Below are 26,116 nucleotides of genomic sequence, written 5' to 3'. Positions count from 1 at the left end.
TCCTACAGCTTTCCATCTTTTAGATCAATTCCATGTCGCGAACAGCAACTTTCGTCCAATATTTGCTGTACTTTTCGGAGGCAGCAAGGTGATCAGGGTGTTTCTCGTAGGTGTTGATATCCTGTAGGTTTTTGAACGTGACGATAAGACTGTACTGAAAAGAGTTGTCCACAACTTCGCGCGCCGTCGTGGCGGCCGGTTTGCCGACATGAAAGCTATGGATGCCGGGGACTTTCTTTAGCGCTTCAAAAAAGTTCAGGAAATCCTGCTCTTCCTCTTTAGCCAGCCCCTCTTTAAGCCAAAAATATACCGAATGCACGATGCATCCTGCCGTCAGCTCCTGTCCAGCAGCGTCATTGGCTCCCGTTGCACAAGCGCTAAGTACCGTTGCAGACGTTCCTGCTACAGCCACAGATTTTAAAAAGTTTCGTCGTTCCATTTTTGTCATTGATTTTCTTAAATATAGGGATAAATGGAGACATCACAAAAGAGCAGCAGCGAATAGTGACCAAGCGAAGATGTAGTAATTAGCGAGCAAATAATTCTAGAGCAAAACAAAAATAGCCGGAGAAATCATTATCTTTAGGCACAACAAACCAATTGTTATGAAATACATTATTTTAAGCTTCTTCGCGATAATCGCGCTACAAAGTAAGGCGCAGCTGCGATATGCTGTTGAATCCATACCAAAAGAGCTAAAGGTGCGTGCAGCAGCGACCATACGCAACGAATCCATGCACGTAGAAATGCGTGCAGAAAACGATGTATTGCTGCGGGTTAAAAAAGCAATTACCGTACACAATAAGAGTGGCGATTACTACGCTGCCGTGCCCATACACTACAATAAAAGCGTGGCAATAAAATCGATAAAAGGCACCGTCTACGACGAGTATGGCATGCCCATTCATAAAATCACCGCAAAAAACTTTATCGATATCAGCGCTGCAGACGGCTTTTCCATGTTCTCCGACAGCCGATTGAAACTTTATCAATACGACGCTATCCAATATCCTTACACGATAGAGATCGCTTACGAAATCCAATATAAGCAAAACCTAGTCATACCGAGCTGGAACCCAAATTATAGCCCACAGCTTGCCATAGAGCATAGCGAGTACACTTTTGCCGCTGCTCCTACAGTCGAAATTCGGTCGCATGCCCAGCATATCAGCACCGATCCGAAGGTCGAAAAGAACGAAAAGCTGACTACCTACACCTGGGAAGTAAGCAATATACCCGCTATCAAGGAAGAGAACTATACCCGAAGCTTTCGCGAGCAGGCTGTTCATGTCAACATTGTTCCGAAGAAAATATCGTACTACGGAAAAACCGGGGCATTTGATAGCTGGGAGGACTTCGGTAATTGGTATTATGACAACCTATTGACGGGTAAACAAAACTTGGATGAAACGGCAAAGAGTAAGGTCTTAGACCTGATCAAAGACTGTAAACATGATCGGGAGAAAGCCAAGCGACTTTATCAGTATCTGCAAGAGAAAACACGCTATGTCAGTATTCAGATCGGCATAGGTGGCCTAGAACCTTTTTCTGCCCGTGATGTGCAAAAATATGGCTACGGAGATTGCAAAGCGTTGGTTAACTATATGCAAAATTTGCTCACCTTTGCAGACATACCCTCCTATTATTGTATCGTAGAGGCTGGAAACAAAAAAGAGAGCTTAAAGCCTAATTTCGCTAACGTACAGGATGGAAACCATATTATTCTATGCATCCCCTTTGAGAATGATACCACTTGGCTCGAATGCACCAGCCAAGAGATGCCTTTTGGATTTTTGGGCAACTTTACCGACGACCGTCTTGTGTTGGCCTGCACGCCTGACGGCGGAAAGGTACTGCGCACACCAACCTACAGCGAAAAAGATAATAGACAGCTACGCACCGCAAAACTGCAGCTACTGGATCTATCCAATTTGCAAGGAACCATGCAAACACAGTTCTTCGGCACCCAATACGACAACCATATGGATGTATTCCGAGCTAATAATGCAGAGAAGCCCAAGCTATTGGCACGCCACTATGATATCAACAATATCAGTTTCGACAACATTGATTATGTGAAGATCGATCAAGATTCTGATCCTAGCATCACGGAAAACTTATCGATTTCAATTGGCAACATCGCCACTAAGACCAACAACCGGATACAGATACCATCCTCGCTTTTCAACAGCTTCGGAAGTATCCAGCGCAATGAAAATCGACAACAACCAATTTACATAAACAGGGGCTTCACGGATGAAGATCGTGTGGAGATAACTCTTCCCGAAAATGTCAACAAATTGATGACGCCCTTGAAAAAAGAATTCAGTTGTGAAATGGGAAACTATTCGTTCTCGGCACACATCGAGGATGATAAGCTGATAACCAATCGGATTCTAACTATCAAACAGGGAACCTATGAGCCAAAGCTATACAACGAGTTCCACGAATTTCTGCGCATGGTTAGTCAAACAGATAAAGGACGGTTTACCCTCGAGATCCTGCAATAATACAACATTTGATGGGTACACTCGACACCTACCCCTTTTGTTTTAATACGCACCTGCTTTTCTGTCCTTGTATAATACGACTGAAGAATTCTTTCAAATCGAAATATTCCTCGGGTAGGAACAGGGGTTTATTGATTTGCGTAAGCAATTGTACCGTAATTATTTGACCTTTCTGCGACAGTGAATAGACAAAGCGGGCATCCCGATTAGGGAGCGCCATATTCATTTTTGCAGCGAGCGACTCCTCGGTAAGGGTAAATCCATCTGGCACTTCAATGATAAAGGTCATATTCTCCTGCGTCTTGGCACCGATATCTACTGGATAAGATCTCGTAGCCAGGTTGAAAGGATTTTTCTCGATCCTTCCGTAGACGATGGGATTAAAATGCAGCTCGCTGTTATCGAGCGTTGCAAAATTCGCAATTTCAACATCCATTGATTCTTTCAACAGCATCTCGCAGTTTTCCCTATTTTCCACTTCGGGTTCGGTGATGTTGATGTGGGTAAACCTTTCCTGATAATCTTCAAAATACTCTTCCAAAGAACTCGTCGCATCCATTGCCGAACGCTTTGAACTTGCGGCGTATCCTCCCCTATTCATAATTAGCTTACCTTTTAGCGTTCCTTCGGTGTCCAATTTACCATCAAAATAGACCGTAAAGCTGGAAACCAAACTAGCCTGCAATGGTACCCAATCCGATGGGCCGTCCAATGGGATATTTCGTCCCTGATGATTGATACATTGAAAAGGTAGATTGCCGAAGGGCTCGTAACGTGAACTGGCATCCAAATAAAAAGATTGTCCGTCGATATCTGCTCGAGCAATCACGTGATTGAATTCTGCCATCCCTGCACTGTATATCCCAGGGTAACCGTTGTCGCGGGTAGACAAGATGATAGGTTCTGTTGGAATACCAGCATAATTTAGGGCACTTACCAAAGCTAAATTGATATCTGCGCTATTTCCACTTCTCGTTTCCAGTGCCTTTTTGATTCCTACGGACGCAAAGAGGCCATGACGCTCATTCCATTTTACCTGCTTGCGGATGTAATCATAAATAAGTTTTGCCTTATCTAAATTGCTTGCCTGTTGGACAAGAAGCGGGTCAATATACTCTTTTAGCGCTCCCTTCCGCTTCAACTGTCCTCCGAAGTTTTCGTCGGCTATCAATGAGCGTTGGACATCGTTCCAAGTCAAAGAAAATGTTTCGTTTGGACCAAAAGGGATGGCGTAACGGGCCAGCTCAAAAGTCAATATTGATCGAAAATTCTTCGAGGCGGTCATATAATCTTCGGCTACGAAAGCAGGGATATCGGTCATCAAATACGAGATTTTCTCGCCCCTCAGTTCCCCTACGCTGGTCGAAAGCTGTGTATTGTAATTTTCCGCCTTCCTATTGGTCAATGGTATCCCCCCTTTCAGGTTGATACGATAGGTACATATCTCCGGGATACGTGTCACAAATTCACTTCGTATTTTCGGAATAGTAGTTTGAAACGTCCACGCATTCAGACTAAATAGAAACGGTGATTTTGTCTTATAGCGCAGCTCCACGATCGATCCCTCTTTGACCTGCGGAAAAGCGATCTTCACCAATTGCTGTGTTTTACTGGTTTTTTCCGTCAGCACATTTTCCTTCTCCAGCGCCACTTTCTGCAGCTCACCTGCCTCCATATTATAGGTAAATCCCTTCGCTTCAACCAACGTTTCTTTGGTCGAATTGTTGAGGTATAGCGGAACGGTAAAATTGGCTTCATCATAGCCCTCTTTTTTCAGGATCTTAATCAGGATGTGATAATAATATTCAATCTCGAACCCCTTATCTCCTATCGGACTAAGTTCGATATTGGCATACCCATACTCATTGAGTACGATACCATTCGCGCTGCTATCTAAGAGAGAACTCTGTATTTGGAAGTCCGATTCTTTGACCTTCCCAAAAGAGAAATCCTGTGCACGTAGTGCGCATGCACTTAGGACTAAAAGGCTAACAATGATATATTTCATCTATATAATAACTGGTATTCAAATATACAAAATATCTCTACACAAAGAAATACAAATTTACAGGAAACGGGTCGTCTATAGACTGCCGCTGTTGATCAAAAGAATATTGACCGCAAGCAAAAAGCGGGAAACCACTCCATGGAAGGTCATGTTGTCGCTGTTATACAGATCTACTTGATAACGGGTAACCTTCGCTGTATTTGATCATAAAAATATGCTGTCCTGCAGAATAGATATACTCCAGTTGAAGACTTGGATAGGATTCAATAATGGACTTGACAATCGCTAGGCCCAAGCCATTGGACAGCCCGTCTTGTGCGCCTTTAAAGAATCGTTGAAATAGCCGTTCGGCATCCAAAGGTTGTTGCTGTCCCGTGTTGGAGATCACAAGTTGTTGCGGTTGGAAAGAAACTGATATCTTCCCCCCTTTTTTATTATGGCGAACAGCATTTCGTAGAAGATTAGACACCAATACAAGCGCGAGGTCAGGATTGACCTCTGCTTCAAACACGCCCTGCTCCAGCCGCCGCAACTCAATCTGCTTGAAGGCTGATAAATCCGCTAGATCGTCGATCAGCTGATGGGTGAGTTGATTAAAATTGACAAGTTCCACGTGGGCATACTGTTTGTTTTCGATGCGCGACAGCATCAGGAGTGCTTTGTTCAAGTTGACCAATCGCCGTAGGGAAGATTTGGACGCTTCAATTTGCGTTAACTGTTCTTCCGATAGCGTCTCGTCCTCCATCAACAATTCCAGTCTGTTAATGGTAATGGCTAAAGGTGTCTGGAGCTCGTGTGCTGCATTTTCAATGAAGCGCTTTTGTTCTTCAAATACTTCTTCATTTCTATTCCACATACGTCGAATTTCCTCATCGAGCTTGTTGAATTCCACCACATTGGTGTGTATCGGCTTTAAACTGCCTTTGTGTCCAAATCTGTAGTGGTTTAGATTGGCCAGGATCGTTGCGAAAGGCTGCCAAACCTTCCGCAGCACAACTTCGTTGATCAAATACATGCCAAGTACCAGTACGAGATACAGCACAATTAAGGCTGTCGTCAAGTCATAGATCAAATCATCTTCTTCAACAGTCGACGTCCGGATTTCCAAACGATACGGCTTCTTATTGGCCGCATAAAATCCAGTGCGCAGCACCCGGTAAGGTTCTTGTTCATCATCATATGGCATATAGAAAAAAACGCTGGACAAGTGATTCTCTTCAGAAAACCCTTCCATATCCTTTACCGGCAGCACGCGGAACTGGCTAATTCCAAATTCCGATGTTTCCAACAGCTCCGGAAACTTATATAGTTCCCGCAAAATTAAAATTTTTTGATTCTTCAATCCATCATCAACATTATCATAGACCTCATCTAAAATATAAGCATAAAACAAAGCTGCCCAAGCCGATATGATCACGAAAAAAGCCAGGCTGAGAAACCTAAGGGTATAATTTTTTACAGAGACCTGCATCCTCACATCAATTTATAGCCAATACCATAGACAGCTTGAAAATCGATTTCCGCATGGCTGTCTTTCAATTTCTTGCGCAGATTTTTGATCTGCGAATAGATAAAATCCAAGCTATCTGCCTGATCGGCACTATCTCCCCAAACAGCTTCGGCCAACGCTGTTTTGGGGACCAATTTTCCGGGCCGGATCATAAAGTAATAGAAAAGATCATACTCCTTTCGATTTAAGCATACTTCCAACTCATTAACAAGCAACTTTCGATCTTCAGGAAACAGCTTCACATTCTTAAATTCCAAAGCCTGTTCACGATGCTGATTGTTCCGTCGGATAACAGTCTTGATCCGTGCCAGCAGCTCCGACAGATGGAAAGGTTTCGCCAAATAGTCATCCGCGCCCAATTCCAATCCCTGTACCTTATCTTCTACCGCATCTTTCGCCGAAACGACAATGACGGAGTCGAGTTTCCCCATATCACGGAGCGCCCGCAGCAGCGAAATACCACTCCCGCCAGGTAACATCACATCCAACAAGATGCAATCGTAGGTGTAATTCGCTATCTTGGATAGGCCGGACGCATAATCCGTCGCCCTTTCCACGACATACTGCTCCCGCTCTAAAAAAACGGACATGACCTTGAGGAGTTCCGGTTCATCTTCTACTATAAGTATCTTCATGATGTTTCTAAACTACAATATTAAAACTGGATTTAGGAAGGATTTGGCAAAATGGAAAGTTGAAAAAGACTGAAATCGTAATTTACGGCACGAATCCTGCTCATACCGAACAAATAGTATCCTTGCTCAGCGTGCATTCGTATGAAATAATTCACGCGAAAGTAAACATTTATGTTTTTACAGCGTTTGTAAAGTAGAATTTTATTAATCGCATATCATCATTTTATAATTAAATTGCTTTGAATCGATTCGGAAGGATAGCCCTAAAAACCATACTGTGGATCATTGGCAGTGTCATCGCCCTTATTTTGCTGATCATTTTTCTCATCCGTATGCCCGCGGTTCAAAACTATGTCGTGGGGAAAGTGACGAACTATTTGGAAACCAAAATTGGCACTCCGGTCCGTATCGGCTACGTCAACATAACATTCCCGAAAAAACTAGTGCTGGAAAATGTGTATTTCGAAGATCAATCAAAAGACACCTTAATAGCAGGAGAAAAACTGCTGGTAGACATCAACATGTTCAAGTTGCTGAAGAACACCGTTGAGATCGAAGAATTTGAACTGGAAGGAATTACTGCAAAAATCAGTCGCACGCTTCCCGACAGTAGTTTCAATTTCGATTACATTATGCAAGCGTTTACTTCAGAGAAAGAAAGTGCACCTACCGCAGATACTACTTCGGCGCTGGTTTTCAATATCGAGGATGTATTATTTAAAAGAATTCATTTTGTCTACAATGATGAAGTAATCGGCACACGTGCCGACATCCGCTTAAATCATTTTGATACCCGTGTTAAGCGATTTGAGCTGACCGATAATATGGCGTTCTCCATGCCCGATATAAAAATCGACGGGCTAACAGCGCTGGTTAAGCAGTGGCAACCCGTGTCAGAAAATGAAACGCCGGATTTAGCCGATCTGGGAATTACGGACACTTCCGCACAGATGAGTTCCCTGTTGCCCGATCTAGAAATCAAAAATATAGATCTTTCCGATATCTTTGTTCGCTACGAAGATGCTTCCTCCAAAATGGATACAAAATTCGATATCAAGAGGTTGCAGGCAGGTATCAAAGAGCTAGACTTGAATAAAGAGATCGTTCGCTTAGCGGATGTTGCACTTGACGAGTCTGATTCGCACATCCTACTTGGTAAAACCAGCACACAGCCGGTCAAGGCGGCTGCAACGGATACAGTAGCAGAACCGAGCAGCATGAATTGGGTGGTATCGGCCGATCGGTTAGTTATCAACAAAACCAACGTATGGTTCAAAGATGACAACCAAGCCCGCATGAAAGGATTTGATTATGGCAACATCAAAATCACAAACTTCGTGGGTGACCTAAAAGATCTTTATTATTCAGCCGACTCCATCTCGGGTTCCCTTCAGAATCTAAGCATGAAAGATCATTCAGGATTTACGTTAAAGAAACTGCAGGCAGACTTTATCTACGGCGATAAGGGTGCAGAAATAAAGAATTTGCTGGCGCAGACGCCCTACACAACGATCAGAGACTACGTAAAGATAACCTATCCTTCGCTGGATGCTATATCCACCAATCCAAATTTAGTCAACGTAGATGCCAAAATTCGGAAAACGACGATTGATATGCGCGACATCCGGTATTTTGTTCCTGATTTAGACACGATGCAGGTCATGAAGCCCTTGCTAGCCCGCTCGTTCTATATCGATGGAACGGTTCGTGGTAAGATGGATAACTTAACTATTCCAAATATCGAGTTCAAAACGCTTGATCGCACCCAACTCTTAGCCAGCGCTGTGATCAAGGGCCTTCCTGATGTCGAGAATCTGAACGTCGACCTAAGATTGAAAAAGTTTACCACAGGAAGACGCGACATCGAACGTCTTGTAGATAAATCAATGCTTCCTGATAGCATACAGTTGCCCAATGCCATCAGCTTGTCGGGAACATTTAAAGGAGGTATGAAAGGATTCGACACCAACTTAAGTTTGGTGACGGAAAAAGGTAACGCCACGGTAAATGGCAAAATGTCGATGGGACGCGACACGACTTACGATGCCTACGTATCCATCGATAACTTCGACTTGGGAAGCGTTTTGAACCAAGATTCCGTGTTAGGTATTATCTCTGCGGAGGCTAAAGTTGCAGGAACAGGTCTGAATCCGAAAAACATGAATGCGACCGTTACCGGCAATCTTAACCAGCTGGACGCGATGGGCTATACCTATCGTAATATCAAGTTGGATGCACAGGCAAATGGCGGTGACATTGCTGGTAATTTGGTTAGCCCTGATCCCAACATCCAGTTGAATATGGATTTCGCAGCAGATATGCGTGGCGCTTACCCCAAAGTTCAAGCGACGCTGATGATCGATAGCATTAATCTGCAAAACCTAAAATTGATGGACCAAAATTTCAGGTACCACGGAAAGGTTGTGGCCGACTTTGAAACGGCAGATCCCGACTTTTTAAACGGGTCACTCATCGTATCGAACTCTTCTATTGCCTACGAAAACGCACGTTACAGCCTCGACACCATTGCCCTAAGGGCGATGGCAGATACAAACAGGAATACCATTTTACTGCGTTCGGAGTTTTTGAAAGCCCATTTGGTCGGAAAATATAGGTTGACAGAACTTGGGGCTTCAATTCAAGACATTGTACGCATGTATTATAACCCTACGGGGCAACAACAAACAACGCTGGCCTACGAGCCACAAAATTTCGAGTTTAGTGCTACATTAAATAACTCACGCTTCATACGAGAATTCTTGCCTGAGTTGGAAGAGATGCGTGACGTAACCCTTGACGGAACCTTCAACAGCGCCTCCAAAAGCCTTATGGCGAAGCTTATAGCGCCAAAAATTCTATATGGCGGGACGCTGATTGAGAACGTAGGTGTAGACCTCATCACGGCTGACAGCACACTCTATTACGCCGCTCTCATCAATAGAATCAAAGTGGGCACAATAGAATTGACCAACACAGTAATGAGCGGAAGTGTGATCGAAAACAACATTGACTTCGGCCTTTGGATAAAAGATAAGGCGGGCAGAGAGCAATATCACCTTGGCGCTGGCGTACAAGTCGCCGACAACAACTTCATGCTGCGTTTGAAAGAAGATGGTCTCAAACTACACTATGAGGATTGGCAGATCGATCCAGCCAATCAAATCAGTTTCGGAACAGGAGGTCTTCGCGCCGAAAACTTCCGCTTGTCCCACGAAGGTCAGGAATTCCTCATACAGTCCAAGGACAGTACAGCAAATGCCCCTATCGATCTTACATTTAACAATTTCAGGATAGAGACATTGACAGAAATTGTCGAATCAGAATCCTTGAATCTAGGTGGGAAGATTAACGGTGCAGCCACTGTTTCCCGTTTGGAAAGCAGCCCAGTATTTGTTTCAGATTTGACTATTGAGAAGTTCCATTTTGGAAAAGACACCGTAGGTAACATAGCGATCCATGTCAACAATGTGCAGGAAAACACCTTCGCTGCAGATGTAAAGATTAGCGAAAATGGCAACGACGTGCAGTTGACGGGTAACTTTATCAGCCCGCCGGAAGGTCCCTCTTCTATCGACGCTAAGCTATCCTTAAAGCCGATGAAGATGACCACCATCCAAGCTTTTAGCTTAGGCTATATCGAGGACGCTGCTGGCGATTTAGTAGGCGACATCAACATCAGCGGCACGCTGGATGCGCCAAAAATAAATGGAGCAATAACCTTCCAGCAAGCGCAAATGAACATTGCCATGCTGAACGCAGATCTCAGGATGGATAATCAATCTATCCGCTTTAACGAACAAGGTGTACAGTTTAGGCAGTTCGAAATTCGTGATGCAAGAAACAATACGGCCCGCATAAATGGTTCCGTACGGACGACCGATTACCGCGACTTTGCATTCAACCTTAATTTGGTTATGGATGACTTTGAAGCGATGAACTCTACCATGGAAGATAACGATATGTTTTATGGAAAAATGTACCTCACCACAAATCTACGCGTGACAGGTGACATGAATAGCCCGCGGGTGGACGGAAGTATTCGCACAAATGATCGGACAGACTTTTACTTTGTGGTGCCAAATGAAAACCCAGGTGTTGCGGAGCGGGATGGCGTGGTGAAATTTGTAGATCGCAGTGATACGGCGAGCAGAAATATTTTTGCTCGATTAGACTCGTTAACTACTGCACCGTCGGCGCTTACCGGCATGGATATTAGCTTAAAACTGCAAACAGATCCCGAAGCCCGTTTTACGGTAGTCTTGGATCCAGGCACAAAAGATGAGTTGCATATTCAAGGTGTAGCCGAATTGACAGCGGCGATTGACGCCAGTGAGAAGATTACCATGTCTGGTACCTACACCATCGAAAAAGGTGAGTATACCGTACCTTTAGGCCCGCTATCCAGACGATTTACCTTCCAAAAAGGTAGCGTAATTACCTGGGCTGGCGACCCCTTGGATGCCAATATGAGTATTACCGCCGTGTACACCAATCGATTCCCTACGTTGGAATTGGTGCAATCTCAGGTCAATCCACAAGCACAAAATCTATATCGTCAGCGTATCCCATTCAATGTATTATTGAAACTATCAGGAGCCCTCTTCAAACCAAATCTTAGCTTCGACATCCAGTTGGATGAAAATAGTTCTATGGTACCACAAGACGTGACCAACAACGTAAATATCGCGTTGGCAAATATGCGTAATGATCCTGCCGAACTAAATAAACAAGTCTTCTCTTTGATTGCTTTAGGCAGATTTATGTCGGCCAATCCTTTTGAAAGTTTATCTGGAGGCGGTGGTGTAGAAGGAGCCGCACGGAGCACCCTCAGTAACTTCCTAACCGGACAATTGAACAACCTGACCTCTGATTTAATTCGTGGGGTAGACATTGACTTTAACTTACAATCTGAACAAGACTACCTGACCGGAAGTGCGCAGAATCGTACCGACTTAAACGTCGGTGTATCGAGGGCATTGTTCGATGATCGGTTGAAGATAACAGTAGGATCGAACTTTGAGGTCGAGGGGAACGCACGACCTGGCGAGAAAACTTCCAATATCGCAGGTGACGTATCCCTAGAATACCGCTTGTCACCAGATGGTAGATACATCGGTCGTGTGTACCGAAACAATCAGTATCAACCTACCTTACAAGGCCAGTTTATCGAGACAGGTATAGGCTTGGTTGCCAACTTGACGTACGATAGATTCCGGGAAATTTTCATGAGCTCGCGCGCTATTGATAAATATTACAATAGTGATAGTCCAAATTTTAGGAGACGTTTTGATGTCGACAGATTAGAAGTTGATTCGGTTTATCGAGATAGCGTACGAAACGTTATTCAAGATAGCCTAGAACGTCGCCAAAATAGAGGTGGGCGTCGGGACACGACTGACCGAAGCAAACCAGTAAGACAAAACAGCGTTAAAGGAAACGGCGTAACCAGTTTTAATCAACGCCCACGCAGCAAGCAAGATACCGTAAAGAGAAAAGACAATACTGCAATAAGAAATGAGGAAGAAGAAAGGGAATCCAATGAAAAGTAATCACCTGCTATTGGCAAACGCACTACTCCTGTTGTTAGCGAGTTGCAATACGACCAAGCATATAGCTGATGGGGAGCACCTTTTTGAAGAAGCCACCGTAAATATTGAAAATGACACGCTTGACAAAGACCGCAAGGAGCTATTTGAAAGTCGTCTACAAAGCTTCGTGCGCCCAGAACCCACATCAAAACTTAAAGTAGCGTTGTGGAATATGGGGGGCGGCCCCGACACTACCGTCGGGTTTATCAAGCGGTGGATTAAGCGTCAAGGGAAAGCCCCTGTACTGCTAAGCGAGGTCAATCAGGAATACAATCAAAACCTCCTGCGAAATCGACTGGAAAACTTCGGTTTCTTTCAGGCCCAAGTTACGTCTGACACGATTATCGATGGCAAAAAAGCTACCGTACAATTTGATGCACTCCCCGGCCCTCTCTATAAGATCAGAAATGTCGCGTACGAGGTTGACTCGACCAAACAATGGGGGAGAGATATGGCTGATACAAAACGTGAATCGCTTTTGCGTCCAGGTAATAATTACAACCTTGACGTCATCATTAACGAAAGGGAACGTATTGATGTCCTCATGAAAAACAAGGGTTATTATTATTTCAATGCAGACCACATGCTATTAGATGTTGATAGTACGGTTGGCACACATCAGGTGGATATGTACCTAACCCTCAAGCCCGAAACGCCAGAACGTTCCAAACAGCCACAACGTATCGGAAAAATCGTTGTTTTCCCAGATTACACGCAGTCTGCCCGAGGCTACTCCCGCGAAATACCTGCAGGCACAGAAGCCTATCAGGGAGAGTACTACATTTATGACCCGAACAACAAGTTTCGGAATAAGGTGCTGGCCAACCACCTGTTTTTTCACAAAGGTGAAATGTACAACCGTGAAGATCATAACATGACAATTAACCATTTGGTTAATATGAATACGTTTCAATTTGTGAAGAATGACTTCGTTGATAGTCCCGACTCGGCAAATACCATGGATGTATATTATTACCTGACGCCGATGAAACCAAGAACCCTGCGAACGGAATTGATCGCTAAAACGGCTACGGTATATGACGGGATCGAAGGCAACGTCAATTGGAGCCTTAAAAATGCTTTCAAAGGATTTGAGACACTGACGTTAACCGCTTTTGCGGGATTTGAAACGCAATCTGGGGGCGGAGTAGCACTAAACTCCAACTTTATACGCTATGGCGCAGAAGCATCCATTAGTTGGCCACGACTCCTTTCTCCGTATAAATGGGCGCCGTCTCGCAAGTTCATTCCACGTACATTTACAAGTTTACGTTACGAGTTTTTGGATCGTCGCACAGCTTATACCTTGAATTCCATGACCTTCAATTTCGGGTATTCTTGGAAGGAGAATGAACGTAAAATACACGACCTGACCGTGGCCGAGATTATTTATGCACAGCCAAGAAATGTGACCGAAGCGTATCAAGAGCAAATCCGTAATTTTCCGACGCTCGGCCACATCATCGAGCCGCAATTCTCCTTTGGACCCAACTATGTGTATACATTCCAGAACAATATGGAAGACCGCACACATACCTATTTCGTGCGCAGTGCGCTGAATACTTCGGGGAATGTGTTAGGACTGATACAGGGAGCCGACGCTTCTGCAAATAACCCAGATTACCTGTTTGGCACCCGTTACGCCCAATTCATTCGGGGTGAAGCAGACTTTCGCCATTACTGGAAACTCTCGCGGAATACCATGTTCGTATCGCGGGCCATGATTGGTGTCAGCCACTCGTATGGCAACTCCATACAACTTCCCTATTTAAAACAATTCTTTTCTGGCGGACCAAACGGCATGCGGGCATTCCGCGCTCGCTCGGTAGGGCCTGGCCTTACGAACGTAGCCGATTTAGGGATTGATGAGTTTTTTGCGGATCAAACGGGTGATTTTAAACTAGAACTGAATGCGGAGTATCGTGCCCCTATATCCGGTATTTTTAAATGGGCTGCATTTGTCGACGCGGGCAATGTATGGTTGCAACGCCGAGATGAAAATAGACCTGGTGCAGAAATAACCAAGCGTTTCTATGAACAACTTGCAGTAGGCGGTGGTTTAGGCTTACGTGTAGACATTGATTTTTTAGTCATTCGGACCGACTTAGCTATACCTTTCCGAGTTCCGCACGTGCGGACGAACAACGGTTGGGTATTTAATGCTATCGATTTCGGTGATCGCGAATGGAGAAACCGTAACCTTGTTTTCAATTTAGCTATTGGTTATCCGTTCTAGGAAAACGAGCAATATCAGACCTCAATACGCCTTCCTTGCCAGACAGCAGGAAGGTTTTTTTATTACGTTTACAGCAAAATCTTATGCTCGGCAAAAGCCCGTCGTAAATATATGAAACATCTTCCTACCGGGCTTAGTTTTATGGCAAATTTTAGTATATTTAACTACATATCAGTTCTTACCATAAAATCCAGAAAACATGAAAATTACAGTCATAGGAGCGGGTGCCGTGGGCGCAACCACGGCAGACAATCTAGTAAGGAGAAACATAGCCGAAGAGATTATTCTTTTGGATATCAAAGAAGGCGTTGCCGAAGGTAAAGCGCAAGATATGATGCAAACCGCGGCGCTATTGGGCTTTGACAGTAAAGTTAAAGGCGTAACCAACGATTACCTCCAAACCGCAGGATCTGCCGTTGCGGTCATTACATCGGGCATTCCGCGAAAACCTGGCATGACGCGAGAAGAGTTGATCGGAACAAATGCGGGCATCGTAAAAACGGTCGTGCAGAATTTACTGGAGTATTCGCCAGATATAATTATCCTGGTTGTATCTAATCCAATGGACACCATGACCTATCTAGCCTTAAAATCTAGTGGTATTGCTAAAAACCGTATTATCGGCATGGGAGGCGCCCTCGATTCGGCGCGCTTCAAGTTCCAACTGGCGAGCCAGTTGAATGCCTCTGCAAACGACCTTAATGCCATCGTTGTGGGCGGCCATGGTGATACCACGATGATCCCGCTGATTAAGCATGCTACTTGGAACAGTATCCCTGTCACCCATTTTCTATCGGAAGAAGAACAGGAAGCTATCGTTCATAAGACGATGGTTGGGGGTGCAACGTTGACCGCATTAATCGGGACTTCTGCATGGTATGCCCCAGGCGCAGCGGCAGCCGCTATGGTGGAAAGCATTGTCCGCAATCAAAATCGTGTATTCACCGCCTCGGTCTATCTCGAAGGGGAATTTGATCAAGAAGACATCAATATTGGGGTCCCCGTTGTCATTAACCGGCATGGCTGGGATCGCATCGTGCCTTTAGAGCTTTCCGAAAGAGAAAAGCAGGCTTTTGCAAAAAGCGCGGACGCCGTGCGCAATATGAATCAAGTATTGCGCGATAACAACATCATATAGGGATTGTTCAATAGCCGTAAATAGGGAACAGGCGCATGTAGCCTACTCCCTATTTATCTTTCTAAACTAAAAGAACAAAAAAATTGTTTATGTTTAGTCCATGCAAAAAATCCCCTTATCGATAATAGACTTACATGGCGACGGATACCATTTATTGGTCGATGTCGTATTGTTTGACCAACCTTTTAAAATGGTTTTGGATACGGGAGCTTCAAAAACCGTACTGGACAAAAACACCTTATTAAACGCCGGCATTACCGAAGAACGTTTCCAAATTACGGACATCCTATCGACTGGCCTCGGTACGAATTCCATGCAAAGCTTTACGCTTGAGATACCGCTTTTTAAAATCAACGGTTGGCAACGCGAGCGCTTTCAAACAGCCGTCTTGGATCTGAGCTCAATCAATTACGCCTACGAGCAAATGAATCTCGAACCTGTGGTTGGCGTTGTTGGCGGTGACATCCTCCGTCCCTATGGTGCAAAAATCGATTATCAAAAAGAGCAATTAACGTTAAGAAGCCGGAAACTTAAATAGCCGCCGATGGATGTGCAGACGAATATAGGTATAGTATCCCAGCGAAATAAGCATGCCCGCTCCTCCCATGATATAAAGTGTATGCTTGAGACCGAAATACTCTGCCGTTGCGCCAACAAATAGAGCACCTATGGGAGCAATTCCCTGAAAGGCCATCACATAGTAACTAATCGTCCTTGCTCGGTAACGCGGTACTGCATGTGTCTGAATATAGGTGTTGATAGATGAATTCTGCATCATCATGGCCAACGAAACAAGCATGGTAAACAGCAGTGCTGTTGGTAAAAAATGAGCAAATGCCAATAAACACAAAGAAATCCCCATCATAAACGCGGCAAATAATACGCGGTAACGTAGATTCTGTCCAGATTTAAGCCGAGCCATACTGATAGCGCCCAACATAGCGCCGAAGCCAGCCGCACTCTCAAACCAGGAAAATGTCGATTCATCTCCCTTAAACAAGTCTTTTGCGACTGCCGGAAGCAGGGAAGTATATGGGATCACCAATAAGCTAGAGCATGTCAAAACGATAATTAATGATGCGATGTGGGGTGAACGCTTCAAATACGAAAAACCATCAACAAGCCCGTTCCAATTGCTTTCCTTCGTCAGCTTCGAGCGATCCTCTGTGACGCGCATAAGCATAAGGCAGATGATGACGGGGACAAAGCTCACGAAATTTACACCAAAGCATACAAATTCACCATATTTGGTCAATAGAATACCGCCTATTGCCGGGCCAACCATCCGTGCAGCATTGAATATGGACGAATTCAGCGCTATGGCATTGGGCAAATCCCTTCGGTTGTCCACGAGTGATATCATTAAGGATTGTCTTCCCATTACATCAAAAGCATTGATAATGCCTTGCAAGAACCCCAGTATCGAGAGGATAAACACAGTCTCCCAGTGCAAACCGACGACCAAAGCCAATACACCAGCCTGAACCATCAAACCAATTTGCGTTAGGAAAACCAATTTGTACTTCTTATGTCTATCGACAAACGACCCAATAAACGGAGAAAGGACAAGCGAAGGAAGCAGCGATATGAACTGTACGAATCCAAGCCAAAAGACAGAATTGGTCATTTCATATACCAACCAGCTGATAGCAACACGTTGCATCCAAGTGCCTAATAATGATATAGCTTGACCAATGACATGCAGTCGGAAGTTGGGATAAGACAGGGATCTAAATATATCCATTTGGGATAAAAATGTTTTGATCAAACGTAATAGATTGAAAAATAATATAGCTATTTTTGTAACGCGTACGGCTACGTTATGTTTTGAATCTTTTTAAATCACTATAAATCAACTCTTAAACATGAAATTTTTTATTGATACGGCGAATTTAGCACAAATCAAGGAAGCGCAAGATTTAGGCGTTCTTGACGGTGTAACCACCAATCCAAGCCTGATGGCCAAAGAAGGCATCAGCGGCGAAGAGAATGTGATTAACCACTATAAAGCAATCTGCGAGATTGTTGATGGTGACGTTAGTGCCGAGGTGATTTCCACCGACTATGAAAACATGATCAAGGAAGGCGAAATACTCGCTGCGCTTAACCCCAAGATCGTTGTTAAAGTGCCCATGATCAAAGACGGGGTAAAAGCAATCAAGTATTTTAGCCAAAAAGGCATCAAAACCAACTGTACATTGGTATTCTCCGCCGGTCAGGCTTTGTTGGCCGCGAAAGCAGGTGCCACTTACGTATCTCCATTTATTGGACGACTAGACGATATCTCTGTAGACGGCTTATCGTTGATCGAAGAGATTCGTCTAATTTACGATAACTACGGTTTTACCACACAAATATTGGCGGCATCCGTTCGCCATAGTGCCCATGTCCTAGGTTGTGCTAAGATCGGCGCAGATGTTATGACGGGTCCTTTATCAGCTATTGTTTCTTTACTGAAGCATCCATTAACGGACAGTGGTCTTGCACAATTCTTGGCGGATCATGCCAAAGCGGCAGAAAAACAAGGCTAGCAATCGTTTTTTTAAAAATGCTGAAACTCTTCACGAAAGCAATTCTGAAGAGTTTTTTTTGTGCTGTACTACCCTTTCTCTGCGAATAGCCTCAACGTTGGATAGTGGCTAAAACATACAATTGCTTCCCCAACGATTGTGGCAGAATGCCCATCGATGTTGTCCCAACGGTAATCATTATCTGCTGGTAAAAGTTGGCACCACACAAAAAACCGCGCAGCCTTCTACGATTTTTCTGACGATAATCCACCAACAGCACCCCATGATTTTTCAAGCTGACGAAGCTCAAAACCTCGGCTCCACATTCCCCCAAACGGCTCAGGTCAATGCGATGTCAGTGAACACATAAACTTTACACCGAACACATCCAGACAGATTTAAAATTGATCCAAAAATTATGTATTTTTACAGGTATCATGACGAGTGTAACAAACGAAAAAGAACGGGATTTTATAAAACTCTTAAAGCAAAATTCGCTAAAGGTAACCCCGCACCGAATGCGCGTTTTGAACGAAATAACGCAAAAAGATGCAGCAATATCGCAGCCTGATTTGGAAAAAATTGTTGGCAAGGAGATCGATCGGGTGACCCTTTACCGAATACTTTCCAGTTTCGAAGAGAAAGGTATTGTGCATAAAGTTTTCGACTTGAACGGTACCGCCACTTACGCGATATGCAGTCCAGACTGCACGGCAAACCACCACCACGATCAGCATGTTCATTTCATCTGCTCGATATGCAATAGCGTTTTTTGCTTAGAAGAAATATCATTACCGAAGATTCCTGTGCCCGCAAATTTTACGTTACATTCGCTTGCATTGAATGCCGTCGGACTTTGCGATCGTTGTCAAAACCAAAAATAAGAGACATTCTCCAACCGTATTCATGTAACATGTGGTCACAAGCAGTGGCGCCCTTTCTGTACAAGATTCGATGCTAATTTTTACAAAATAAAGCACGATATACTTTTAGCAAAAAATAAATAACTATTTAACAAACAAATTGTTAAAAAAAATAAAATAAGTAATATATATAGGTTATAAATTTTAGCATCACCTTATCATATATCCTTTTGCCCGAGCAACGTGCGCAAACACCGCCAGAAGAACCACAATAAATATTAAAAATTAGCAAATATTTACATATTACTATGTGAATCAAAACCTTAAATAAGCTAAAATAAACAAAAAAATGATTACATAGGTTTAATTGTGCGACCCAAACAATCTCCCCCTTTAATAGAACATTTTTTTTGTATCTTAGTTATACATTTCAAGAGGTGGTTGATCAAACTGGCCACCCCCCTCCCACTTCTTCCCGCCTGCATCAAATCAATTGCGCGCGCATCGAAGTGCAATAAATTTTAAACGTATGAAACAAAGAAAAGAGAATCCCTACAAAGAAGTTTTAACCCGGTTGATACTCGACATATTTGAAAAATCCAACAACAGCCCACTGAACTACAAACAGGTCGCCGCTAAGCTAAACATTCACGACGCCGATTCAAAAGTTGCCATCGCAGACATCTTATCTGATGAATCTAAATCCGGCAAGTTCCTGCAGGTAGAGCGGGGCAAGTTCAAGTTGCGGCAGCTAAATGTTTACATCACAGGAAAGGTGGACATGACGGCCGATGGCTCTGCTTACATCGTACCGCAAGAGGAGGGCGAAAGCGATATATATGTTGCTCCACGAAAGCTTCGCCAAGCGTTGCACAACGACATAGTTAAGGTACACGTTTTTGAGCGGAGCAAAGGCAGAAAACGGGAAGGTGAAGTTGTGGAAATCATCCAGCGTGCGAAGACAGATTTCACGGGAACAATCGATATCTCGGGCTCTTATGCCTTCTTCTTGCCAGATGACCGGAAGATGCTGCATGACATCTTCATTCCTTTGGACAACCTAAACGGAGCCGTAAATGGGCAAAAGGTCGTCGTCTCCATTGTCGAATGGAAAAAAAATGCCAAGAACCCTATCGGAAAGGTTAAAAGCATCCTCGGAAAAAAAGGCGAAAACAACACGGAAATGAACGCCATCTTGGCAGACTTCGGATTCCCCCTTACCTTTCCTCCCGAAGTGGAAGAGGAAGCGGATCATATACCAGAAAAAATCAGTCCGGAGGAGATCAAGAAAAGAAGGGACTTCCGTGACATCCCGACCTTCACCATAGACCCGTTTGATGCCAAGGATTTTGATGATGCCATCTCCTTCCGTACGCTGGAAAACGGAAACTACGAGATCGGTGTGCATATAGCGGATGTTTCCCACTATGTTGTTCCCGACACGCCGCTTGACAAAGAAGCTTACGAACGCGGCACCTCCGTATATTTAGTCGACCGCGTTATACCGATGCTTCCCGAACGGCTCTCCAATGGCGTATGCTCCCTACGTCCAAATGAAGAAAAGCTGTGCTTTTCTGCTGTTTTCGAAATGGATGAAAAAGCCACCGTTATCGAGCAGTGGTTTGGCAGAACAGTGATCAACTCAGACCGTCGCTTTACCTATGAAGAGGCACAGGAAGTCATCGAAACGAAAAATGGCGACTTCGCTGCAGAAATTCTAAAGCTCAACGAACTCGCCTATATCCTGCGTGAACGGAAGTTCAAAAACGGTGCAATCAGCTTCGAAAGTGAAGAGGTAAAATTCCACTTGGACGAAAGCGGCAAACCAATCGGCGTGTATACGAAAGTTCGCAAGGATGCCCATAAACTCATTGAGGATTTCATGTTGTTGGCAAATCGAAAAGTAGCTGAATACATCGGCAAACAGGGGCGTGGAAAAAACAAGCTAACATTTGTCTACCGTTTTCATGACACGCCAAATCCGGAAACACTGACTACTTTCTCGCAGTTCGCTTCGAGGTTCGGACACAAGCTATCGATCAAAAGCGATAAGGAGACCGCGAAATCGCTGAATGCCTTGATGACCAAAATTGAAGGCAGCAAAGAGCAGAACCTCCTTACATCCTTGGCTGTCCGTTCCATGGCAAAGGCCATATACACCACCAAAAGCACCAGCCATTACGGATTGGCGTTCGATTATTACACACACTTCACCTCCCCTATCCGGCGCTATCCCGATGTGATGGTGCACCGGCTTTTGCAGTTTTATCTCGATGGCGGGCAAAAGATCAATGCTGAGCATTACGAGAAAATGTCTGAACATTCCTCTCAAATGGAGAAAAAAGCAGCGGAAGCAGAACGCGCATCCATTAAATACAAACAGGCTGAATTTCTGCAGGAGCAAATCGGCGTAGAATACAAGGGCATCGTGTCTGGCGTTACCGAATGGGGCATGTACGTGGAAATTGAAGAGAACAAATGCGAGGGCATGGTGCGCCTGCGCGACATCACCGACGACTTCTACACCCTGGATGAAAAGAATTATGCAATCATTGGCCAGCGCAAAAAGAAGAAATACCAGCTGGGGGACGAAGTACAGATTAAAGTAAAAAAAGTCGATCTCGAAAAACGACAGATTGACTTCACACTACTTTCATAACACCGCCGGCCACTGCCTGCGGAAAGCATCGAGAAAATGCTTTCCGCAGTTTTGTTTCGGGCGATGAAAAAAAAGCCAAAAAGATTACTCAAAAAAAATTAACACACAAGACTTTACGTTTTAGTATTTTATCATTATCTTTGCGGACTTTAAAATTAATTTTTACAAATTAAATAAAAACAAAAACAGGTAAATGCCTACTATTCAACAATTAGTTAGAAAAGGTAGAGTAGCTCTGGTTGACAAGAGTAAGTCACCAGCGTTGGACAGCTGTCCACAGCGAAGAGGCGTGTGTACGCGTGTATACACTACTACCCCTAAAAAACCAAACTCAGCAATGCGTAAAGTAGCTCGTGTACGTTTAACAAACGGAAAAGAGGTTAATGCTTACATCCCTGGTGAAGGACACAACTTGCAAGAGCACTCTATCGTGTTAATCCGTGGTGGTCGTGTGAAAGACTTACCAGGTGTACGTTACCACATTATCCGTGGTGCATTGGATACATCAGGTGTTGCAGGCCGTAACCAACGTCGTTCTAAATACGGAACAAAACGCCCTAAACCAGGACAAGCAGCAGCCGCTCCTGCAAAAGGTAAAAAGAAATAATTAAACGGAGGAAAAGAAAATGAGAAAGTCAAAACCAAAAAAGAGAATCATTTTACCTGACCCGAAGTTTAACGATACTCAGGTAACACGTTTCGTAAACAATATGATGTTAGATGGTAAAAAATCTACAGCGTACTCTATTTTTTACGATGCAGTAGAATTAGTAGAACAGAAAACACAAGAGAGCGGTCTTGAGGCTTGGAAAAAAGCGTTGAACAACGTTATGCCAGCTGTAGAGGTTAAATCGCGTCGTGTTGGTGGTGCCAACTTCCAAGTTCCTATGGAGGTTCGTCCGGAGCGTAAAATTGCTTTAGGTATGAAATGGTTAATTTCTTATGCACGCAAACGTGGTGAAAAAACGATGTATGAAAAATTAGCGGGAGAGATCATTTCAGCTTCTAAAGGTGAAGGTGCTGCTGTGAAGAAGAAAGAAGATACGCACAAAATGGCGGAAGCTAACAAAGCGTTCTCACACTTCAGATTCTAATTTTGAAGACACGAATAAAATAGGATGACACCGACTGTCGATAAGCGCTATAAGCCTTATTACAGTCGGTGTACTTATTTCTTTCGAAAAATTGCACAAAAACAAGCTTTCAAAGCAAACTGCATAAATATATTATGGCAAGAGATTTAAAATTCACTAGAAATATCGGTATCGCTGCCCACATTGATGCTGGTAAAACAACGACAACTGAGCGTATTCTTTACTACTCAGGTGTAAACCATAAAATCGGCGAGGTTCACGAAGGTGCTTCGACGATGGACTGGATGGAGCAAGAGGCAGAGCGTGGTATCACGATCACTTCTGCTGCAACAACCGTATTCTGGAACTACCGTGGAAACAAATATCAAGTAAACGTAATTGATACCCCAGGTCACGTTGACTTTACCGTAGAGGTAAACCGCTCTTTGCGTGTGCTTGATGGATTGGTGTTCTTGTTTTCCGCTGTGGACGGCGTAGAGCCCCAATCAGAAACCAACTGGCGTTTAGCAGATAACTACAAAGTTCCTCGTATTGGTTTCGTTAACAAAATGGACCGCTCAGGTGCCGACTTCCTAAAAGTCGTGAAACAGGTTAAAGATATGTTGGGTTCGGAAGCGGTAGCATTGCAACTGCCTATCGGTGCCGAAGATTCTTTCACCGGTGTTGTAGACTTGATCAACAACCGTGGTATCGTTTGGAACGAGCATGATAAAGGAATGACCTTTACCGAAGTGCCTATCCCTGACGATATGGTTGACGAAGTAGCGGAATACCGCGAAAAATTATTGGAAGCTGTTGCTGGATACGACGAGTCGTTGATGGAAAAATTCTTCGACGATCCTAACTCCTTGACAGAGCGCGAAATCTTAAACGCTTTACGTGCGGCGGTATTGGATAACTCTATCGTTCCTATGGTTTGTGGTTCATCTTTCAAGAACAAAGGTGTGCAAACCATGTTGGATCTTGTGATGGAATTATTACCTTCTCCTTTAGATTCTGAAGGTGTTAGAGGTACGCATCCTGATTCTGGCGAAGAATTGCTTCGCAAGCCTAGCGTGAGCGAGCCTTTCGCAGCTCTAGGTTTCAAGATTGCCACTGACCCTTTCGTAGGTCGTTTGTGTTTCATCCGTGCTTACTCGGGTAAATTGGACGCTGGTTCTTATGTTTTGAACACCCGTTCAGGAAACAAAGAGCGTATCTCTCGTATCTTCCAGATGCATGCTAACAAGCAAAACCCTATTCCTTTTATCGAAGCTGGTGATATTGGCGCGGTAGTAGGTTTTAAAGATATCAAAACCGGTGATACGCTATGTGACGAAAAAGCACCTATCGTGTTGGAGTCTATGGTCTTCCCTGAGCCGGTAATTGGCTTAGCGATCGAGCCTAAGACACAAGCTGACGTTGATAAACTAGGTATTGGTCTTGGTAAATTAGCGGAAGAAGATCCTACATTCGTTGTTAAATCTGACGAAGAGACTGGTCAAACAGTAATCTCTGGTATGGGTGAGCTTCACTTAGAGATCTTGATTGATCGTTTGAAACGCGAGTTCAAAGTGGAGGTAAACCAAGGTGCTCCTCAGGTAGCTTATAAAGAGTCTATCAAAGGCACTTCCGAACACCGCGAGGTTTACAAAAAACAATCGGGTGGTCGTGGTAAATTTGCCGATATCAAAGTGGTTGTATCCCCTATCGACGAAGACTACGACACGTCAAAATCGGCCCTTCAATTTGTAAACGAAATCGTGGGTGGTGCTATTCCTAAGGAATACATCCCATCGGTGCAAAAAGGTTTCGAGAGCTCTTTGAAAAACGGTGTATTGGCCGGCTACCCACTTTCTGGCATGAAAGTTCGTTTGATCGATGGATCATTCCACGCAGTCGATTCAGACTCGCTGTCTTTCGAATTGGCAGCCAAAATGGCTTACCGTGAGGCTTTGCCTAAGTGTACGCCAGTATTAATGGAGCCTATCATGAAAGTGGAAGTACTGACTCCAGAAGAGAACATGGGTGATGTGATGGGTGACTTGAACCGCCGTCGTGGTCAGATGCAAGGTCTTGACTCCCGTAACGGAGCACAGGTAATCAAAGCCTTAGTACCACTTTCTGAAATGTTTGGTTACGTAACACAGTTACGTACGATCACTTCGGGACGCGCAACATCTACCATGGAGTTTGATCACTATGAAGAAGCGCCACGCAACGTTGCGGATGATGTCATCGCAAAATCAAAAGGCAGAGTTAAAGGATCTGTAGAATAATCCTTTTTAAAATAAACCGACCTCCTGTTGTGAATAGCTCTAACGGGAGGTCATCTTAAAAACAAATAAAATGAGCCAAAGAATCAGAATTAAATTGAAATCTTACGATTACAATTTGGTTGACAAATCAGCCGAAAAAATCGTAAAAACGGTAAAACCTACAGGTGCAGTTGTTAGTGGTCCTATTCCATTGCCTACTGAAAAGAAAATCTATACCGTTTTACGTTCACCACACGTTAACAAGAAGGCACGTGAGCAATTCCAATTGTGCGCATACAAGAGATTGTTGGATATCTATTCTTCAAACTCTAAGACTGTTGATGCGTTGATGAAACTTGAATTGCCTTCTGGCGTTGAAGTTGAAATCAAAGTGTGATAGGATTTTAATTTTTGAAAAAGGAAAGGCTACCCATTATGGATAGCCTTTCTTTTTATACGATTGTGAACGCTATTGGTTTTTACATTTCAAAACCGATACCAACCGTCCAAACTCTATTTTTGATATCGTTCGTCCAATTGTTGTCACCAGCGATATTGGTAAGACCTAGACCGTAACCAGCGTTGATCAAGAATCCGCCAGCTAATTTGTAACCTGCTAAGAAGTTAACACCGAAATCAGTACCCTTTAAGGTATTTTCTTTACCAAATTTAAACTCGCGTTCTACAACATTGGATCCACTTCCAGTAGAGTATTTGTTTTTTCCGCTCAAACCGAAACCGATGTAAGGACCTGCACCAACGAAAAAGTTGCCGTTTCCAGCTTGAAATTTGCCGACGAAGTTTACAGGCACTTCTAACCACATCGTATTTTGTGTAACCTCAGAACCGCCTAGTGCCGACGATTCAACCAATTTAGCACCTTTACCTTGTAGCGACACGCCGGGTTGAATGTAGAAATTCTGTGTCACCGGTGCATCCAAATAACCTGTAACGTGGAAGTTGGTCGTCGACTTCGTATCCGAAAGGTCATTCGAATTTCCAAAACTGTAAGACGGAAAATTCACGCCAGCTTTCAATCCGTAACCAAGACCACTTTGCGCTTGTGCGCCTGCAGCTAATAAAAGCGCTGCTCCGAAAGAAAGTAAAATCTTTTTCATACTCTTATAT

The 26,116-nt window shown here is 43.9% G+C and carries 18 protein-coding genes; 12 read left to right on the top strand and 6 right to left on the bottom strand.

The window, feature by feature from the left end; all coding sequences use genetic code 11:
- Window positions 1-19: 19 nt before the first annotated feature.
- The gene (locus tag IE165_RS00370) at window positions 20-448 is read right to left on the bottom strand and encodes a Dabb family protein (RefSeq protein WP_229826217.1); all 429 of its coding nucleotides are present in this window, start codon (window positions 446-448) and stop codon (window positions 20-22) included.
- A 157-nt stretch (window positions 449-605) separates the two neighbouring features.
- On the opposite strand from IE165_RS00370, the gene IE165_RS00365 reads away from it, so the two are divergent.
- The gene (locus tag IE165_RS00365) at window positions 606-2,510 is read left to right on the top strand and encodes a DUF3857 domain-containing protein (protein ID WP_189624614.1); all 1,905 of its coding nucleotides are present in this window, start codon (window positions 606-608) and stop codon (window positions 2,508-2,510) included.
- Window positions 2,511-2,538: 28 nt separating this feature from the next.
- On the opposite strand, the gene IE165_RS00360 is transcribed toward IE165_RS00365, so the two are convergent.
- The 3 genes from IE165_RS00360 to IE165_RS00350 form a co-directional block, all read right to left on the bottom strand.
- Window positions 2,539-4,518, bottom strand: coding sequence for a DUF3858 domain-containing protein (locus tag IE165_RS00360; RefSeq protein ID WP_189624613.1), 1,980 nt, complete (start codon window positions 4,516-4,518; stop codon window positions 2,539-2,541).
- 160 nt (window positions 4,519-4,678) lie between these two features.
- Window positions 4,679-5,989: a sensor histidine kinase gene (locus IE165_RS00355; protein WP_189624612.1), complete on the bottom strand. Its 1,311-nt coding sequence runs from the start codon at window positions 5,987-5,989 to the stop codon at window positions 4,679-4,681.
- Between the two features lie 2 nt (window positions 5,990-5,991).
- The gene (locus IE165_RS00350) at window positions 5,992-6,663 is read right to left on the bottom strand and encodes a response regulator transcription factor (RefSeq protein WP_189624611.1); all 672 of its coding nucleotides are present in this window, start codon (window positions 6,661-6,663) and stop codon (window positions 5,992-5,994) included.
- A 239-nt stretch (window positions 6,664-6,902) separates the two neighbouring features.
- Between IE165_RS00350 and IE165_RS00345 the strand changes: the two genes are divergently transcribed.
- The 4 genes from IE165_RS00345 to IE165_RS00330 all read left to right on the top strand — a co-directional run bounded on the left by IE165_RS00345 (window position 6,903) and on the right by IE165_RS00330 (window position 16,163).
- Window positions 6,903-12,212 (top strand): translocation/assembly module TamB domain-containing protein, encoded by a 5,310-nt coding sequence (locus IE165_RS00345; RefSeq protein ID WP_189624610.1) that lies wholly within the window; start codon window positions 6,903-6,905, stop codon window positions 12,210-12,212.
- A complete protein-coding gene (gene tamL, locus IE165_RS00340; protein ID WP_189624609.1) occupies window positions 12,178-14,487 on the top strand; it encodes a translocation and assembly module lipoprotein TamL in 2,310 nt (769 codons plus the stop codon). The genes IE165_RS00345 and tamL overlap by 35 nt, the downstream gene beginning before the upstream one ends.
- A gap of 199 nt (window positions 14,488-14,686) precedes the next feature.
- Window positions 14,687-15,625 carry a malate dehydrogenase gene (locus tag IE165_RS00335; protein WP_189624608.1) on the top strand — a complete coding sequence of 313 codons (939 nt, stop codon included), beginning with the start codon at window positions 14,687-14,689 and terminating at the stop codon, window positions 15,623-15,625.
- A gap of 100 nt (window positions 15,626-15,725) precedes the next feature.
- Window positions 15,726-16,163: a retropepsin-like aspartic protease gene (locus tag IE165_RS00330; RefSeq protein ID WP_189624607.1), complete on the top strand. Its 438-nt coding sequence runs from the start codon at window positions 15,726-15,728 to the stop codon at window positions 16,161-16,163.
- On the opposite strand, the gene IE165_RS00325 is transcribed toward IE165_RS00330, so the two are convergent.
- The gene (locus tag IE165_RS00325) at window positions 16,140-17,369 is read right to left on the bottom strand and encodes an MFS transporter (RefSeq protein ID WP_189624606.1); all 1,230 of its coding nucleotides are present in this window, start codon (window positions 17,367-17,369) and stop codon (window positions 16,140-16,142) included. The two genes, IE165_RS00330 and IE165_RS00325, sit on opposite strands and share 24 nt — an antisense overlap.
- Before the next feature lie 121 nt (window positions 17,370-17,490).
- On the opposite strand from IE165_RS00325, the gene fsa reads away from it, so the two are divergent.
- From fsa to rpsJ, 7 genes are all read left to right on the top strand, one after another.
- Window positions 17,491-18,156, top strand: a complete 666-nt coding sequence (gene fsa / locus IE165_RS00320; protein WP_189624605.1) for a fructose-6-phosphate aldolase — start codon at window positions 17,491-17,493, stop codon at window positions 18,154-18,156.
- A gap of 416 nt (window positions 18,157-18,572) precedes the next feature.
- Window positions 18,573-19,019: a Fur family transcriptional regulator gene (locus IE165_RS00315; RefSeq protein ID WP_189624604.1), complete on the top strand. Its 447-nt coding sequence runs from the start codon at window positions 18,573-18,575 to the stop codon at window positions 19,017-19,019.
- 508 nt (window positions 19,020-19,527) lie between these two features.
- The gene (gene rnr, locus IE165_RS00310; protein WP_189624603.1) at window positions 19,528-21,657 is read left to right on the top strand and encodes a ribonuclease R; all 2,130 of its coding nucleotides are present in this window, start codon (window positions 19,528-19,530) and stop codon (window positions 21,655-21,657) included.
- Between the two features lie 193 nt (window positions 21,658-21,850).
- Complete coding sequence (rpsL, locus tag IE165_RS00305) at window positions 21,851-22,264, top strand: 30S ribosomal protein S12 (RefSeq protein WP_002993550.1); 414 nt, start codon at window positions 21,851-21,853, stop codon at window positions 22,262-22,264.
- A gap of 19 nt (window positions 22,265-22,283) precedes the next feature.
- Entirely contained in the window at window positions 22,284-22,751 is a 468-nt protein-coding gene (rpsG, locus tag IE165_RS00300) for a 30S ribosomal protein S7 (protein ID WP_037500026.1), read from the top strand.
- 134 nt (window positions 22,752-22,885) lie between these two features.
- Window positions 22,886-25,009 (top strand): elongation factor G, encoded by a 2,124-nt coding sequence (fusA, locus tag IE165_RS00295; RefSeq protein ID WP_189624602.1) that lies wholly within the window; start codon window positions 22,886-22,888, stop codon window positions 25,007-25,009.
- Between the two features lie 70 nt (window positions 25,010-25,079).
- Window positions 25,080-25,385 carry a 30S ribosomal protein S10 gene (gene rpsJ / locus IE165_RS00290; RefSeq protein ID WP_002993539.1) on the top strand — a complete coding sequence of 102 codons (306 nt, stop codon included), beginning with the start codon at window positions 25,080-25,082 and terminating at the stop codon, window positions 25,383-25,385.
- Between the two features lie 82 nt (window positions 25,386-25,467).
- Here rpsJ and IE165_RS00285 read toward each other — a convergent pair whose 3' ends face one another.
- The gene (locus tag IE165_RS00285) at window positions 25,468-26,106 is read right to left on the bottom strand and encodes a porin family protein (protein ID WP_189624601.1); all 639 of its coding nucleotides are present in this window, start codon (window positions 26,104-26,106) and stop codon (window positions 25,468-25,470) included.
- Between the last annotated feature and the right edge of the window lie 10 nt (window positions 26,107-26,116).

Source organism: Sphingobacterium griseoflavum, assembly GCF_014653155.1.
In the GTDB taxonomy this organism is placed as follows: domain Bacteria; phylum Bacteroidota; class Bacteroidia; order Sphingobacteriales; family Sphingobacteriaceae; genus Sphingobacterium; species Sphingobacterium griseoflavum.
The sequence above is the reverse complement of the archived record's forward strand: the minus strand, read 5'-3'. Positions and strand labels throughout refer to the sequence as shown.